Source organism: Deinococcus aquatilis DSM 23025, assembly GCF_000378445.1.
In the GTDB taxonomy this organism is placed as follows: domain Bacteria; phylum Deinococcota; class Deinococci; order Deinococcales; family Deinococcaceae; genus Deinococcus; species Deinococcus aquatilis.
Window position 1 is genome coordinate 1 of sequence record NZ_KB899706.1, and the last position, 15,247, is coordinate 15,247.

The following is a 15,247-nucleotide window of genomic DNA, read 5'->3' on the forward strand; positions in this document are numbered from 1 at the left end:
GAGCGAACCATCGCCTGGTTGCAGTCCTTCCGCCGTGTCCGAACCCGCGACGAGCACAAAGCCCAGAACTTCTTAGGCTTTGTCCAGCTCGCCTGCATTCTCATCCTGCTGCGCCGAATTTCCGGATGATCTCTACTCCGTAGCTTTGCAAGCCGGATGAAACACCAAAAAGCACGGTGTTTCATCGGAATCCGTATCAGTTCTGCGCTGCTCTCTTGCGTCCTGAACTGCGTTTTTACGTTCAGGCTTTTGTGTTCGGGCTCCTGCGCTCAGCCCTAGCGCTCGGCCAGCCACACACCCAGATCGGTGGCCGAGAGGGGCGGGGTGATGGCATATCCCTGTGCGGCGTCGCAGCCGAGGTCACGCAGGACGCTCAGTTGCTCCTGTGTTTCGACCCCCACTGCCGTGACGTGTAGCCCGAGACGGTGGGCCAGATCAATGGTGCCCTGTACCAGCGTCAGGCTGCGCTCGTCTCCGGGCAGGCGGGCAGTCAGGGTGGGATGGAGTTTGACGCCGCTGAGCGGAAAGCGGGTCAGAGCGGTCAGGCTGCTGGCTCCGTCGCCAAAGTCGTCCACGATCAGGCGTGCGCCGTGTGTCCGTAACTGCTCCAACAGGCCCAGTGTGTCCTGACTGTGGTCGATCAGGCTGCCCGCCGAGACTTCTATGTCGGGTGCGCCCTGCTGGGCCAGCAGCGGCATCAGGTGTTCCAGACCCGCACTGCGCCGCAGTTCTTCCAGGCTGAGGTTCACGCTGACGCGCCAGTTGATGTGGGCTGGCAGGCTGGCCCGAATCGCGTCACGGCCTCGCAACGCCTCCTGAACCACCCAGTCGCCCACCTGCATGATCAGGTCGCTGCGGCTTGCCAGCGGCAAGAATCGGCTGGGAGCCAGCGTTCCAAGCGTGGGGTGCTTCCAGCGCAGGAGGGCTTCGGCGCTGAAGGGCTGCCCGTCTTCTAGCTGGACGGCAGGCTGATACAGCAGCGTGAACTGCTCGCCCGCGATCGCGCCGCGCAGGGCGTCTTCCAGCTCGAAAGCTTCGGCGACACTGGCCCGCAACCCCGGATGAAAGGCGCTGGTCTGGGCGCGGCCCTGCCGTTTGGCGTGCTGCATGGCAATCTCGGCGTCGGCCAGAGCAGCGTCGGCGGTCATGTCGGCGGGCAGGTGCGACACTCCCAGGGCAAAGGTCAGCGATACGTCGCGGCGGCCCGAGCGCAGCGGCACCTGAAGGGCGGCCTGAATCGCCTGCACCGCGTCGTCGGCGCTGAGGTAGGGCAGATGGGCGGCAAAGGTATCGTCGGCCAAACGTGCGGCCAGTCCACCGTGCACTCCCGCCAGGTCATTCAGGCGGGCCGCCAGTTGAATCAGCAGATGATCGCAGGCCGTGCGGCCCAGCGCGGCGTTCAGTGCACCGAACCCGTCGGCGTCGAGGCACACCACCGCGCCCGTTTTGGGGGTGGCTGCCGCCGCCAGATGTTCGCGCAGGCCGGGGCGGTTGGGCAGTCCGGTCAGGGCGTCGTGGCGGGCGTCGTGTTTCATCTTGGCCTGTGCGCGGCGCAGGGCGGTCAGATCACGCAGCACCAGCAGTGTGCCGGGTCTGCCGCCCTCTTCGACCCGCGTGGCCCGCACTTCCATATGGCGGGCCACCCCGTCGGGGCGCACCACCAGCAGTTCCCGCGTCAGGGGCAGATTGAGCGTACGCAGATCAGGAATGGGCATGGGGTCGCCTTCCGGCGTATGCAGGCGCACGCCCAGTTCTCCCAGTACCCGCGACAGGCTCAGGTTCAGCAACTTGGCGGCGTCCAGACCCACCAACCCGGCGGCCTGCTCGCTGACCAGTTGGGTACGGCCCGCATGATCCAGCAAGATGGTGGCCGCGTCGCTGAGCGCCAACACCTGCGCCACCACGCTGGAGGATGCCTGCAAGCCTGCTCCGCGCCCGCTGAGGCCTGCGGCCACCAGTAACCCCGGTGCAGTGCTGCGGCGCAGAGCCAGAGGCAAGGTGCCGCCCGACACCAGGGGAACGTCGCCGTTGGCCGCGCCGCCGCTGGCTGCCACCCGTACCAGATCGCGCAGCAGTTCTGAAGGAAGGTCGGAGAAGCAGGGCCAGGTCCACAGCGGCGTTCCCACCAGAGCAGGCGCAGTGGCCGGGGCCAGATCAGACAGGCCCGTGCTGGCCGCCAATACCGTTCCCGTGTCGGTCAGCAGGGCCAGAGGGGTTTCCAGTCCGTCCAGCAGCGCCGTGAGCCGTGCCGCTTCCTGCCGCTCTCCGCTGACGTTCTGTACGGTCCACAGCACCCCAGCTGCCGCGCCGCCAAAGTAGGGCCGGGCCTCGCCGCGCAACCAGACGCCGGCGCTGCCGCTCTCCGCTGCACCTGTATTTCGGTCAGGCAACAGTGCATATTCGTCGGGTAGGTGGGTTGCCCGCCCCGCTGCCGCCTGACTCAGGCAGTGCACCAGGTCTTCCCGGCCCGGAAAGACTGCCTGAAGCGGCTGCCCCACCACCGCTGGCCCGCTCAGGCCGAACAGTTCCAGAAATGTGCGGCTGACCTGCCTGAAGACCAGATCGGCATTCAGCCACGCGGTGGGCGCGGGCAACTGCGTGATCAGCATGTCCGCCTCGCGGTTGGCTCCCTCGGCACTGGCCGCCGACAGCAGAAGCGTCAGCACTTCCACCGCACCTTCGGGTATGGCCGCTTCTTCGCTCCAGAGTAGGCCCAACAGCGCTCCGTCCCGCGTCAGCCAGGACAGTTGACCATGATCCAACCAGGCGTCAGGCGGAATCAGTTCGCCGCTGGGTGTCTCGAAGGGTGCAGCGTCGGCACGCACGCTGAGCACCTGTTTGCCCACAGAAGCAAGCAGCGTCGCTTCTGGCGCATGGACACGCAGCAGGTCACGCAGGGCGGTATGGAGGGCAGAAGTCGGAAGAGTCACGTTGGGCAGTACCTCTGGAAAAAGGGTGAGCAGGAGCAGCACACTGTAGGCGAGAACAAGAAAACCGGGGAGAGAAATGCTGAGCAGTGGGGTGAGGCAGAGACGACGCAGGGAGAAAACGCAGCAGAGCCAGTCCTGATGGAGAGGGCAGCGAGGAAAACGCGGCACTGTCAGGGCCAGCCGAGAGCCGAGTCGGAGACCTTTGCTGACTGCATCTTCTCACGTCAGTTCTTACGCTGCTCATGCAAATAGGCTGCCGGTCTGAACTGCTAGTTGGGGGGAGTGAATGGGTGTATAGCTCCAGTCTAGATCAGTCTTGGGGCGACTCAGTATTGTATGACCTCATACAATGTTCATCTGTGTGTCCCACTGCCCCGATGTGAACGACAGGACCGACTTGTTGCCTGAGGGGCAGTGTCTCTTGACCACAGTTCAGTTGGATACGATCTTCTGAAGCATCTGTCAAAAAGGGGCCGCCTTGTTGACCGAGCAGAGCGAGTGAATGTCACCGAGCAGGAGGAAGAATGGAGGCCCGAGGACGCCCTTTTCCTCAGGCCGTCAGTCGCAGAACTGCTCCAAAGCGCGGCCACGACTCTCAGACTGGCTAGACTCTGGGCATTATGTCCGATCAATCTATACAGGGCCGGGAAGCTCTGGGCCGGGAATTCCTGGAGCGGCGCAATGCACTGTGGGCCGCCTTGCGTGTGCTGGAGCCGGGATCGGCAGCCTTTGAGGCCCTCCTGACAGAACTGTCGGCTCTGATCGGTTGGAACCGTGCCCGCATCCTGGGTGGACTGGGGTTGTCGGAAGCCGAAGCCGATTCTGGCCCTTCCCTGTGAGTGCCGACATTGTGCCCTTCGATTGGGGCCGGATGTTTCTGGGTGATCTGCCCCCACTGTTTCTCCTGGAGATCGTCTTCCGTACCGCCCTGATGTTCCTGTGGCTGGTGGTGCTGCTACGGATTACGGGCAAGCGGGGACTGGCGCAACTCAGCCCGCTGGAACTCGCCATCGTGATCGGGTTGGGGTCGGCGGCGGGCGATCCAATGTTCTACCCAGAGGTGCCGCTCCTGCACTCCATGTTGGTGCTGGCTCTGGTGGTGTTCTTGCAGCGTGGGCTGTCTTATCTGGTCATTCGCAGCGAGCGCGTCGAAACGTTTGTAGAAGGAATTCCTGTGGAACTCGTGCGGGACGGCGTGATTCGTCTCGGCCCCCTCAGCCGCGCCAACCTGAGCCGGGAAGACCTATTCGAGCGCCTGCGTGGTCAGGGTGTGCGCCAACTGGGAGAGGTGCAGCGGGCCTACTTCGAGCAAGACGGCAACCTGACTGTATTTACCCACAAGGAAGATGCTCCCGCCGGACTACAGGTCGTGCCGCCGTGGGATTTGCAGTGGCCCCTGACCCTGAAGATCGGCACGACCTACAGCGGAGTCGTGGCCTGCCTGGGCTGCGGCCACACACTGGAGGCGGCTGGCCCGCTGCCAAATTGTCCGGCCTGTACAGAGGGCAAGCACGCGACCGAACAGAGCGTTGACAGTCAGGACAGCGTTCAGAGCAAAGGCTGGACGCCCGCGACCCTCGACCCTCTGGAGCCGGATGGGAGCGAGAGTTGAGGACAACGTAGGAGTCGTCCCGCTAGACGGAGTGCGGTGTTTCATTCATTTCTATAGTTCTTCCAGGACTTGTAGAGCTTGCCTTTCTCCACTACTTCTTCGCTGCCACGGTTTACCTCCACCCCCCAGCCCCCGCCCCCACAGGGGTCAGGGGAGTGGTCGCTGCGCTCGGCAGGAGTGATCTTGTCGTGTTCAGACCTGGCTTACTTGTTCATCTGAAGCGGAATTGCTCGTTCATTCCGAAATGGAATTGGCCCGCCCACTGCGTGGACGACGGCCTCACACGGCTGGGGCGGCAATGCTGTGGGGGGTGAGGGGATACAAACTTCTGGAACACTGTAATAGTGCAGCGTTTTGAAAGAGTACGTCCCTGTCCGCCAGCAAGATTTCTCGGCCACCACGCTTTTCCTACTCACTACTCACCACTGACCACTGACTGAACTCCGGACCAGACTCAGCTCCGAATTCCGATCAGGGCGTAGGCCGCCAGCGCTACTTTTTCGCGCAGCAGGTAGCTGGGGCTGGTCCGGGCGCTCAGGCGGCTGGCACTGGCATTGGCAGTGAGACCCAATGCGCGGGCCAGGGCCAGGGCGCGGGGAGCGTGGGCCTCATCGGTGACGAGGGTGATGGGCGTGTTGGGCGGCAGGTACACGCGGGCGTTGCGGAGGTTTTCGATGGTGGTGCGGCTGCGGGTTTCGGCCAATACCTGCGCCGCCGGAATGCCCAGGCGGATGAGGTAGCTGCGGCCCACCTCTCCCTCGGTGTGGGGGTCGCCCGGACGCCTGCCGCCCGTAACCACAACGGTCTGTATGCCGCCTGCCCGGTACAGCGCGAGGGCATGATCGAGCCTGCGCTGAAAGGCGGGGCTGGGCTTGCCTGCATACTGCGCGGCCCCCAAAACCACCACTGCCGCGTAAGGCTGCTGTGGGTGCGGCACACGCGGCCCCGGCAACAACAAGAACCCCAGCGCCAGCAGGCCCAGCACGGCCAGCGGCAGGAGGGTCAGGGTGGAGCCACGCGAGCGCATAGGCACCCAGCCTAGCATGAAGGAAAACCCAAGATAAGGCACGGGTGGTACGCAGAAAAGATGGTGGGATGGGGGTTGACAAGTGGAGGAAGGCTGCTTTACACCATACGGCCCTGTGCTACGCTCGCCCGCAAGTTCCTCTCATCATCTGTTTCAGGGAGTGCCCCAAACCAATATGTCTAAAACTCCAGCATTCAATACTCTGGTGATCGTCGAATCACCCGCGAAGGCCCGCACCATCGAAAAGTATCTCGGCAAGGGATACTCGGTGGAATCGAGCATCGGCCATATTCGTGACCTGCCCAAAAGCGCCGCCGACATTCCCGAAAAGTACAAGGGCAAGGCGTGGGCCAGACTGGGGCTGGATATAGAAGATGACTTCCGGCCCCTGTATGTGGTGTCGCCGGACAAGCGGGCGCACGTTGCCAAGCTTCGGAAGATGGCGGGCGAGGCCGACGAAATCATTCTGGCAACCGATGATGACCGCGAGGGCGAGAGCATCGCGTGGCACCTGTTTCAGGAGCTGAAGCCCAAAGTGCCGGTCAAGCGCATGGTCTTTCACGAGATCACCAAGGAAGCGATTCTGGCGGCCATTGCCAACCCGCGCTCTATCGATACCAACCTGGTCGAAGCGCAGGAAACCCGGCGTGCCCTGGATCGTCTGTACGGCTACGAGGTTTCGCCCGTGCTGTGGAAGAAGGTGGCCCCCAAACTCAGCGCGGGCCGCGTGCAGTCGGTAGCCACCCGGATGCTGGTCGAGCGAGAGCGCGAGCGGATGCGCTTCGTGAGTGCGTCGTGGTGGGATCTGCTGGTCACGGCCCAGACCGAGGAGGGCGCGACCTTTCCCGCCCGCCTGACCGATGTGGGCGGTGTGCGCCTCGCCACCGGCAAGGATTTCGATCCCCTGACCGGCAAGCTGAAGCCTGATTCGGGTGTGCTGCAACTGGACGAAGCCCGCGCCACCGCCCTGGCCGACGCCCTGAAGGGCCAGCCTCTCAAAATTGCCTCTGCCGAAGAAAAACCCTTTACCCAGCGGCCTTACGCGCCGTTTATCACGTCCACGCTTCAGCAGGAGGGCAGCCGCAAGCTGGGCTTTGCCGCCACGCGCACCATGCGGGCCGCCCAGCGCCTGTATGAGGGCGGTTACATCACCTACATGCGGACCGATTCCACCAACCTTTCGGCAGAGGCGGTGTCGGCGGCCCGCGCACAGGTGCAGGACATGTACGGCCCCGAGTACCTCAGCCCTCAGCCCCGCGTGTATTCCAAGAAGGCCAAAAACGCGCAGGAAGCCCACGAAGCAGTCAGGCCCGCCGGAAGCACCTTCCGCACACCCGATCAACTGAGAACCGAACTCAGCGGCGATGAATGGCGTTTGTACGACCTGATCTGGAAGCGCACGGTGGCCTGTCAGATGGCCGATGCACGGGGCCGGAGCCTGCGCGTGCGCCTGACCGGGACCGCTCTGGGCGACGACGTGACCCTGAGTGCCTCGGGCCGCACCATCGACTTCCCCGGTTTTCTGCGGGCCTATGTGGAAGGCAGCGATGATCCCGCCGCCGCCCTTGAAGACCGCGAAACTCCCCTGCCCCCGCTGAAGGCCGGGCAGACCGTGACCGGGCAGGCCGCCAAGCCTGAAGGCCACGACACCCAGCCTCCCGCCCGGTACACCGAAGCCAGCCTCGTGCAGTCTCTGGAAGGCGCGGGCATCGGGCGGCCCAGCACCTATGCCAGCATTCTGGGCACCATTCAGGACCGGGGCTACGCCGCCAAAAAGGGTCAGGCGCTGGTGCCTTCCTGGACAGCTTTTGCGACCTCTGCGCTGCTGGAACACCACTTCGGCAAGCTGGTGGACTACGATTTCACCGCCCGCATGGAAGAAGACCTCGATGACATTGCGGGTGGGCGGGCACAGCGCGTTCCGTATCTGCGCCGATTCTTTCTGGGCGAGGGCGGCGAGGGCATGGCGCTGCGGCCCCTGATCGAGCAGCAGATGGGCGAGATCGACGCACGCGGCATCGCCACCATCCGTATTCCCAGGCTGGAGGGAACGGGTATAGAGGTGCGCGTGGGGCGCTACGGCGCGTACATGCAACTGGGCGAGCAAAAAGCCAACCTGCCCGAAGGTCTGGCCCCCGACGAACTGACCGCCGAACTTGCCGCCGACATCCTGAGCCGCCCCAGCGGAGACCGCGTGATCGGCACCGACGAGGCCAGCGGGCATCCGGTGGTGGCCCGCGCGGGGCGCTACGGCCCTTACGTCACGCTGGGCGAAGGCAACCCGCCGATTCGCACCGCCAGCCTGTTTCCCACCGACGATCTGAACGAACTGACGCTGGAGCGTGCGCTGAGACTCCTGAGCCTGCCCCGTCTGGTGGGCACCTCGGAGGGCGAAGAAGTGTGGGCCTTCAACGGCAAATACGGCCCTTACCTCAAGCGGGCCAACGACAGCCGCAGCCTGACCAACCACGAGCAACTGTTCGACGTGGGCATCATGGAAGCCGAGGCCCTGTTCATGCAGCCGCGTTTCCGGGCGCGTGGAGTGGCCGCCGCGCCGCTGCAAACCTTTGAATTCGAGGGCCGCGCTCCCATCCTGCTCAAATCGGGCCGTTTCGGGCCGTACCTGACCGACGGAGAGCGCAACGCCACCCTCCGCAAGGGCGAGGAAGAAGGCACCCTGAGCGCCGAACGCGCCCTGGAGATTCTGGAAGAACGCGGCAAGGAACCCAAAGCCAAGCCCGCCAAAGCCGCGAAAAAGGCGGCTGGAACGGCGAAAGCCAAGGGGTCGGCCAACAAGACATCGGCCAGCAAAAAAGCGCCAGCCAAGGCAACTGCGACCAAGGCGACCACAGCCAAGAAAGCGCCTGCCAAGAAGTCTGCTGCCGCCAAAGCTCCCGCCGCCAAAACCCCGCTGACGTGGGCCGAACTGAAGCCTCATCTGGCTGTGCTGAGCGATCAGGAGCGCCAACTGGTCACGGCCACCCGTGAGCAAGGCCAGAAGGTCGAAGACATTGCGCCCACGCTGGGGCTGGACGTGAAGAAGGCCAAGGGCATGGCGCTTCAGGCCAGCAAGAAACTGAATCAGGCTGCGCGGGCCGAGTAAGCACGCGTTATGCCTTCCCGCGCTCGCCCCGAAGCGCCGCCGCCGCTGAATCTGGCCCGCCTTGCTGCGGGTGCTCCCGGTGTGTGGGTGGCGTTGCCGGGGGCTGAGGTGCGCCTGTTGGCACTGGCAAACAAGCAGACCGGCCCGAAGGCGGCGGGCTGGTTGGTGTGCCTGACTGGAGAAGCCCTGATTGATCTGCCAGAAGGAGATTTTGTGCGTCTGCGGGCCAGCGAAGCCCACCGCCTGATCCCAGAGGACGACTGGTCGGTGTTGCCCGTAAAGCCCAATACGGTGCTGATGTTGGTCTCCGACTGAAACCGATCTGAGGTTGATCTGTGGTGGGAGACGGAACCATTGATTCCTGGCTAGATTGGCAACTCCTCGAAGGCTGGGCGTCAGCACGAGGGGGTTGTACGTTCCCTTGACGTTGCCGGGGCATACAAGATTCCCGTACATGTTGGTTTTCCCCTCACCCCTGCTTCGTGCCCAGAGAGTTGCCCCGCCGGGCTTGGCAAGCTGAATGGAAAGCCCAAAGATGGGGCGTTCCAGTCAGTTTCTAGATGATTCGGAATCCGTAGCAGTTCGCTCCTCCCGGGAAAACACTGCCTTAAACTCCGGGTTGCGACTCCTACTGCCTTTATTAAGCCTGACAGCAGACGAGGCCATCTCTTCCCAAACAGTGCCCGCTCTCGGCGGGTATTGCTCGTTTGGGAGGCTGATTTTCCAACGTTAAGTAAGATTACTAACTGTGGAGTCAGAGCGCTGTGACATATTCTGAATAACCTTAATCTTAGAAGAACACCAAGATAAATCGGTTCAGTGCTAAAAGATTCCCTCCCTTCCGAGTCACTCGTGGATTGAATGATCAATCTCAACGAGCGGGCATACAGGGCGTATGGCTTAATATTCGTCCTTCTGATGCAAAGACTGTAGGAGCAAGAATGAAACAGCAACAGTTAATTCGTTTGGGAAGTCTGGCAATGCTGTTGAGCACGGCGCTGTTGGGTGCGGGTTCTGGGGCATTGGCCCAAACAACCTCGGGTCTGCGTATTTTGGCCCCGGCCTCGGTGGGTGGCGGCTGGGACAACACCGCCAAAGCCATTGCCGAAACCCTCAAGCGCGAGGGCATTTTTAACGATGTGACGGTGTATAACCTGCCGGGGAAAGCGGGCACTTTGGGCCTGGCCGAATTTGTCAAACTGCGCGGCCAAAGCAATCAACTGATGCTGACCGGATTTGTAATGGTGGCAGGCATTCCGCTGAATCAGAGTCCTTTTGACCTCAACAGCGACGTGACCCCGATTGCCCGCCTGACCACCGATTACGAAGTGCTGATCGTGCCCGCCAAATCGCGTTTTCGGGATGTCGAAGACCTGATCGCGGCATTCAAGGCGTCTCCGGGCAGCATCCGGTTTGGGGGCAGCAGCGCGGGCGGCAGCGCCCATATTGCCATCGGCAAGCTGGCCCGCGAACTGAATATTTCGATGGATCAGGTGCGCTACGTGCCCTCGGCGGGCGGCGCACAGGCCACCACAGCCATGCTGGGCGGGGAACTGGATGTGGTCAGTGCGGGCTACAGCGAAATAGAAGACGCCCTGAAAGGTGGTCAGGTGCGCGGGCTGGCTATTCTGGCCCCCGAAGCCGTGGACGGCATCAATCTGCCGACCCTGATCGAAAAAGGCATCGATGTAGACGTGTCCAACTGGCGCGGTGTGGTGGCCCCCGCCGGAATCAGCGCCGCCCAACGCGCCCGCCTGACCCTGATGATGACCCGCATGGTTCGCACCCGCAGTTGGCAGCAGCAACTGTCGCAAAACAAGTGGAATGCGTACTTTGCCACCGGCGACACCTTTGACCGTTTTGTGCGTTCACAAAAAACGGTGGTCACGCAACTCCTCCGAAGCCTGGACATCCTGAAATAACTCGGTTTCTGATTCACAGGCGACGGCTCCTGCCCAAGCGCTCTGTGTCTTGCCCTATCCAAGCGGAGAACTGCCTATGTTCAGAGCCACCTACACTTCAGAAACGCTGCCGCTGCTGCTCCGGTACGTGGCTGGCCTTGGTCAGACTGGATTGCTGCATTGCCAGTCCCCGGAAATGGTCGTCACAGTGCTGAGCCTGACAGGACAACAGGTGATTTCCTGCACCACTTTGCCGCCGCAGCTTGAGGGTTTGGCCGCCGTACAGGCCCTGCTGCGCCAACCGGAAGGCACCTGCCATTTTGAGGAAAGCTGGGCCGCCCAGGAAGCTCCCCTGCCCCTGCGTGCGGCCAGCCTGCTGATGCTGGACATCGAAGACCTGCTGATCAAGGTGCAAACCGTTTCTCCTGCGTTGGACCTGACCCACATTGGCCCCCACAGCGTGCCTGATCTGTTGGTTGCGGCTCCTCCTGCTGTTCTGGAGGGCGGGCCAGAATTCGCCTCTGCCGAGTTCTATGGGCGTCTTTGGGCACTGATAGACGGCCAGCGCACCGTTCAGGCGTTGGCGCACACGCTCGGACACAGTTTGGAGGAGGTGCGGCTGATCCTGGCTCAACTGGAGCAGCAGGGGGCGCTGCGTTTGGGCACCGGACCGCTGGTGTCTGCCGAAGGCATGGGCCAATTCGTGCAGGGCCTCACTGCCGTGGTCGGCCCCGTGGCAAAGCTGCTGATGCGGGATGCCCTCAAAGCCATTGGAGTGGCTCAAGAGGCCGTCCCAGTGGGCCTGCTGCCAGAGTTGAAAACGGAGGTCTTACGGGGCTGCCCGGTCAGCCGTCATCCCCAGATAGAGGCCCTTTTTCTGAGCTTGGCCAAATGGCCTCCGGCGCAGCCACCCAGCAGGCCGCCTGCCGTCCAGCCCTTTTCCTCACAGGAGTTGACGCACCAGCTGACCCATCTGCTTGGCCCGATTGCACGGGAACTGGTGCATGAAAGCTTGCAGCAGGTGCAGGGCAGTGCGTCCCCGCAGACCCTCGATACCGCGCAGATTCCCAACTTTCTGGATGCGTTGCAGGCCCTGTTGCCCCCGGCACGGCGCGGCGAGGCGGTGTTGCTTCTGCAAAGTTTTCGCCGCTAAACGGCGGGGGCTTTTTTCCTTTTGTGCTTGATCTACTGCTGTCCTTCAAGGAGGGGTCTCTATGTCTTCAACCATTCTGTCTCCAGCAACGCTGTCTTCAACACCTCGGTCTGCAACCACTCTGTCTTTAAGGGTCAAGATTTTTTTGCTGGTGCTGGTGCCTTTGCTGGTGCTGGCAACCCTGATGCTGCTGCTGATGTCAAGCCGCCATGCCAACGAATACCGTGGACTGCTGGTGCGGGCTACGGCCCAGTCGGCATCGGTGTTCGGCATGGGCGTGCAGGAATCGATGGACTCGTCGGGAAAGCCGCTGACCAGTAGCGATGTGCAAGACAGCGTGCAGATGCGTTTGATGGAACTCGTGGCACTGGGAGCCACGCCGCTGCACTTTGCCACGGTGTACACCCAGGACGGAACGCTGCTGGCCGCCTATGACAACACCTTCAAAGATTCCAGCGTCGAAACCTCAGTGCTGCGGCAAAAGTTTGTGAATCTCATGGGTCAAGGCGGCAAGACGATCAGCGCCTATGCTCAGCAGGTCAGCAGCTTTGAACCGACCAAAGCGCAAGTGACCCCGGTTCCCCTGACCCAGCGCCTGGGCCAGCAGCAAACCACCCTGACCGGCTACCCCCTACCGGGCGGGGTCGGCGTGGTGGTCCTGGGCCTCAGCGAGCAGTACATTCGCGAACGCGTGGTCGCCAGCCTTGCGCCAACAGCCTTCCTGACCCTCCTGGTGGTGCTGCTGACGGCGGTGGGCGCGGCCCTGTTTGCCAATGCCCTGATTCGCCGTATTCAGGCGCTGTCGGCGCGGGTCACGGCCATCAGCATGGGCGAACTCGATCAGCCGATTCTGGCCGATGCTCAGGATGAACTGGGCGAATTGGCCGAATCGGTGGAACGCATGCGCTTCAGTCTGGAAACCATCATGGCCCGGCTGTAGGGACATTCTCTGACCCCGCCCGGTGCTAGCGTAGGCTCATGACGGCTCCTGCTGTGCCCACCCCCGGCCTTTCTTCTCCCGGCGCAATGCCCACCCACGCGGTGCTGGACAAGGCCGTACGGGGTGAGCGCCTGAACGCCGAAGAAATCGAGTCCCTGTATCACCTGCCGCTGCCCGATGTGGCGGCGGTGGCCCACGAACTCCGCCTGACCCGGCGCGACCCCGAAACAGTCACGTTTCTGATCGACCGCAATATCAACTACACCAATATCTGCAACGTGGGCTGCAACTTCTGCGCCTTTTACCGCACAGGCCGCCAGAAAGACAGCTATACGCTGGATTACGAGGCCATCAGCGCCAAGATTCGGGAACTCGAAGCCGTGAACGGCACGCGCATCTTGCTGCAAGGCGGCGTGAATCCGGCCCTCGGCCTCGATTACTACACGGGTCTGCTGCGACACGTCAAAGCCCACCATCCCAGCATCCGCATCGATGCTTTTTCGCCCGAAGAAGTGCTGTTTATGGAAAAAACCTTCGGGCTGGACCTGAATACGCTGCTGGACACGCTCATCGAGGCGGGGCTGGACGGTCTGCCGGGAGCGGGCGGCGAGATTCTGGAAGATGAGGTACGGGCCAAAGCCGCGCCTGCCCGAATTCGCAGCGCCGACTGGTTCCGCATTCTGGACGCGGCGCAGGAAAAGGGGCTGTATACGATTTCCACGATGGTCATCGGCTTTGGCGAAACCTACGCGCAGCGCACCCGCCACCTGCTCAAAATCCGGGATCAGCAGGACAAGGCGCAGGCCGAATACGGCGGCAACGGCTTCAGCGGGTTTGCCATGTGGACGCTGCAAACCGAGCATACGCGGCTGCATGGCAAGGCTCCGGGAGCCACCGCCCACGAGTATTTGCAGCAACTCGCCATCGCCCGCATCGCGCTCGATAACATCGTGAATATTCAGGCGTCCTGGCCCGCGCAGGGGTTCAAGGTGGCGCAGGCGGCGCTGTATTACGGCGCAAACGACCTCGGCTCCACCATGTTGGAAGAAAACGTGGTCAGTGCGGCGGGTGGGCACGGGCGGCACCATGCCACCGTGCGCGAACTGATCCGCATTGCCGTAGACGCCGGATTCGACCCGGCCATCCGCAACAGCCGTTTTCAGATCATCGAACGGCCCGATGTGGACGCGGTGCTGAACCGTGCCGACGCCAACCCCGAAGCGGCGCGGGCCGTGGGCGCACTTTAAATTTTGTCAGGGGTCGCTCTGTTTTGGTTATATTCTGACTATGCGATCAATTGGCTCTAGCTTTGTCCTTATGCTGACTCTTCTGGCATCCTGTGCTCCTGCTTTATCCAGCAGCAAGTCAAATAAGACTTTGACGAGCGGTCAGACTTGGACATATCAGCTTCCGTCACCTCTAGGACTTCCGTCTCCCTCCTACTCTTTCCAAACCAAAAAAGTCGTTGGAGAGATCTATGCTGCCGAGTTTGAAGGTCTAGGGAGCATGCTTTTTGGGAACGGCTTTGCGGCGACGATCAAGGAAACACAGTTATTTATTGTTACCAACAGTCTGACTGGAAGCGGTGGAATGGTTTGCGTAGCCGAGCAGGATCCGGTAGACACCCCTAGTTTTAATGGTCAGATGTACGCCGTTACCGAAACAGACCGCAATGCCTTGATTGCAGGCGTGGCGAGTGTGGATGCTGGACAGCCCGGAGCAGCGGAAAAGGTAAAATTGGGCCTTGCCGAAACAATGAAGCAGCCTTCTTTGGGAGATTGCCTGTTGATTCGGCCCTGATGTTGGGTGCGCTCGCCGTTTGTCTACGTATCTTGCGATTCATCAAGCCTATGCCGGGGCTTTCCAATCCTTTGACCTCTAAAATACAGCCACAATAGGATCATGACGCCCCTCGTTTTTGTCGCCTGCGAAAGCTACGGCGAGGGCGCGTGGCGTCTGGAAGCGCATTTTCACCTCGCGGCGGTCAGGGATTTTCTGGAAGTGCTGACCTCGGCGGGCTTCGGCGGGCGCGGGCATCCGCCCGATCTCAGCGTCACCCTGGAAGCGGAACTGTTGTTTGAAGAGGAAGTCATCGCCGCGCCGACCTACTTTGCCGCCTCCGAACTGGGCCGCCTGCTGGGCCACGCGCCGCCCGAACTGGCCGCCCAATTCCGGGCGTGGCACGCCATGACCCGCGCCTTTGAGGGCATGGGTCGCCCCGCGAGGCTGATCGTGTGGCAGATCGAATGAGCGCCCTCGTGTTTGTCGTCTGTGAGGCCCAAACGGGGGAGAGCTGGTCTGAGGTGGCCGCCTTCGAGCATGGTTCGGCCCGTCATCTGCTGGCCCTGCTGGAAGCGGCAGAGCTGTCTGGGCGCGGGTGGCCGCCAGAGCTGGGCGTAAGTGCCCGTGCAGGACAACAGGAAGCTCAGGTCTTCGGCGCAACCTTTGTCATGGGGCCAGAACTGGCGCTCTTGGCGGCGGAAGACGACGACCCGGTGACGCTTCGGGCATGGCAAGCCTTCGCCCGCATCTACGAGGACGCGGGCGCGGCGGTACGGGTGGTGCTCTGGTTTCTGTAAGG

13 protein-coding genes and 1 pseudogene are annotated in these 15,247 nt (G+C 62.3%); 12 read left to right on the forward strand and 2 right to left on the reverse strand.

Annotation, left to right across the window (positions count from 1 at the left end; translation table 11 throughout):
* Positions 1 to 129, forward strand: a pseudogene (locus F561_RS28755) (IS5-like element ISDds9 family transposase); the annotation flags it as partial.
* Between the two features lie 146 nt (positions 130 to 275).
* Here F561_RS28755 and F561_RS0108470 read toward each other — a convergent pair.
* A complete protein-coding gene (locus tag F561_RS0108470) occupies positions 276 to 2,972 on the reverse strand; it encodes a sensor domain-containing protein (RefSeq protein WP_245556474.1) in 2,697 nt (898 codons plus the stop codon).
* Positions 2,973 to 3,550: 578 nt separating this feature from the next.
* Between F561_RS0108470 and F561_RS0108480 the strand changes: the two genes are divergently transcribed.
* Positions 3,551 to 3,769 carry a hypothetical protein gene (locus F561_RS0108480; protein WP_019009530.1) on the forward strand — a complete coding sequence of 73 codons (219 nt, stop codon included), beginning with the start codon at positions 3,551 to 3,553 and terminating at the stop codon, positions 3,767 to 3,769.
* On the forward strand, positions 3,766 to 4,542 hold the full coding sequence (locus tag F561_RS0108485; protein ID WP_019009531.1) for a DUF421 domain-containing protein: 777 nt from the start codon (positions 3,766 to 3,768) through the stop codon (positions 4,540 to 4,542). Before F561_RS0108480 ends, F561_RS0108485 begins: the two co-directional genes overlap by 4 nt.
* Positions 4,543 to 4,996: 454 nt before the next feature.
* Here the strand turns inward: F561_RS0108485 and F561_RS0108490 are convergent, their stop codons facing one another.
* Positions 4,997 to 5,569 carry a YdcF family protein gene (locus F561_RS0108490; protein WP_019009532.1) on the reverse strand — a complete coding sequence of 191 codons (573 nt, stop codon included), beginning with the start codon at positions 5,567 to 5,569 and terminating at the stop codon, positions 4,997 to 4,999.
* 175 nt (positions 5,570 to 5,744) lie between these two features.
* Between F561_RS0108490 and topA the strand changes: the two genes are divergently transcribed.
* The 9 genes from topA (at position 5,745) to F561_RS0108535 (ending at position 15,245) form a co-directional block, all read left to right on the forward strand.
* Positions 5,745 to 8,672, forward strand: coding sequence for a type I DNA topoisomerase (topA, locus tag F561_RS0108495; protein WP_019009533.1), 2,928 nt, complete (start codon positions 5,745 to 5,747; stop codon positions 8,670 to 8,672).
* 9 nt (positions 8,673 to 8,681) lie between these two features.
* On the forward strand, positions 8,682 to 8,987 hold the full coding sequence (locus tag F561_RS0108500) for a hypothetical protein (protein WP_019009534.1): 306 nt from the start codon (positions 8,682 to 8,684) through the stop codon (positions 8,985 to 8,987).
* Positions 8,988 to 9,613: 626 nt separating this feature from the next.
* Positions 9,614 to 10,594, forward strand: coding sequence for a Bug family tripartite tricarboxylate transporter substrate binding protein (locus F561_RS0108505; RefSeq protein ID WP_026298724.1), 981 nt, complete (start codon positions 9,614 to 9,616; stop codon positions 10,592 to 10,594).
* 76 nt (positions 10,595 to 10,670) lie between these two features.
* Complete coding sequence (locus F561_RS0108510) at positions 10,671 to 11,726, forward strand: DUF4388 domain-containing protein (RefSeq protein WP_019009536.1); 1,056 nt, start codon at positions 10,671 to 10,673, stop codon at positions 11,724 to 11,726.
* Between the two features lie 61 nt (positions 11,727 to 11,787).
* Complete coding sequence (locus F561_RS0108515; RefSeq protein WP_083922381.1) at positions 11,788 to 12,666, forward strand: HAMP domain-containing protein; 879 nt, start codon at positions 11,788 to 11,790, stop codon at positions 12,664 to 12,666.
* Between the two features lie 38 nt (positions 12,667 to 12,704).
* A complete protein-coding gene (gene mqnC, locus F561_RS0108520) occupies positions 12,705 to 13,913 on the forward strand; it encodes a cyclic dehypoxanthinyl futalosine synthase (protein ID WP_019009538.1) in 1,209 nt (402 codons plus the stop codon).
* 70 nt (positions 13,914 to 13,983) lie between these two features.
* A complete protein-coding gene (locus F561_RS28760; protein ID WP_157451676.1) occupies positions 13,984 to 14,466 on the forward strand; it encodes a hypothetical protein in 483 nt (160 codons plus the stop codon).
* A gap of 102 nt (positions 14,467 to 14,568) precedes the next feature.
* On the forward strand, positions 14,569 to 14,916 hold the full coding sequence (locus tag F561_RS0108530) for a hypothetical protein (RefSeq protein WP_019009540.1): 348 nt from the start codon (positions 14,569 to 14,571) through the stop codon (positions 14,914 to 14,916).
* A complete protein-coding gene (locus F561_RS0108535) occupies positions 14,913 to 15,245 on the forward strand; it encodes a hypothetical protein (RefSeq protein WP_019009541.1) in 333 nt (110 codons plus the stop codon). The genes F561_RS0108530 and F561_RS0108535 overlap by 4 nt, the downstream gene beginning before the upstream one ends.
* Positions 15,246 to 15,247: the final 2 nt, after the last annotated feature.

What these genes read in the sequence shown, in the direction of transcription:
- F561_RS0108480 (WP_019009530.1), top strand. Translation starts at nt 3,551, where the DNA reads ATGTCCGATCAATCTATACAGGGCCGGGAAGCTCTGGGCCGGGAATTC.
- F561_RS0108490 (WP_019009532.1), bottom strand. Translation starts at nt 5,569, where the DNA reads ATGCGCTCGCGTGGCTCCACCCTGACCCTCCTGCCGCTGGCCGTGCTG.
- topA (WP_019009533.1), top strand. Translation starts at nt 5,745, where the DNA reads ATGTCTAAAACTCCAGCATTCAATACTCTGGTGATCGTCGAATCACCC.
- F561_RS0108500 (WP_019009534.1), top strand. Translation starts at nt 8,682, where the DNA reads ATGCCTTCCCGCGCTCGCCCCGAAGCGCCGCCGCCGCTGAATCTGGCC.
- F561_RS0108505 (WP_026298724.1), top strand. Translation starts at nt 9,614, where the DNA reads ATGAAACAGCAACAGTTAATTCGTTTGGGAAGTCTGGCAATGCTGTTG.
- F561_RS0108510 (WP_019009536.1), top strand. Translation starts at nt 10,671, where the DNA reads ATGTTCAGAGCCACCTACACTTCAGAAACGCTGCCGCTGCTGCTCCGG.
- F561_RS0108515 (WP_083922381.1), top strand. Translation starts at nt 11,788, where the DNA reads ATGTCTTCAACCATTCTGTCTCCAGCAACGCTGTCTTCAACACCTCGG.
- mqnC (WP_019009538.1), top strand. Translation starts at nt 12,705, where the DNA reads ATGACGGCTCCTGCTGTGCCCACCCCCGGCCTTTCTTCTCCCGGCGCA.
- F561_RS28760 (WP_157451676.1), top strand. Translation starts at nt 13,984, where the DNA reads ATGCTGACTCTTCTGGCATCCTGTGCTCCTGCTTTATCCAGCAGCAAG.
- F561_RS0108530 (WP_019009540.1), top strand. Translation starts at nt 14,569, where the DNA reads ATGACGCCCCTCGTTTTTGTCGCCTGCGAAAGCTACGGCGAGGGCGCG.
- F561_RS0108535 (WP_019009541.1), top strand. Translation starts at nt 14,913, where the DNA reads ATGAGCGCCCTCGTGTTTGTCGTCTGTGAGGCCCAAACGGGGGAGAGC.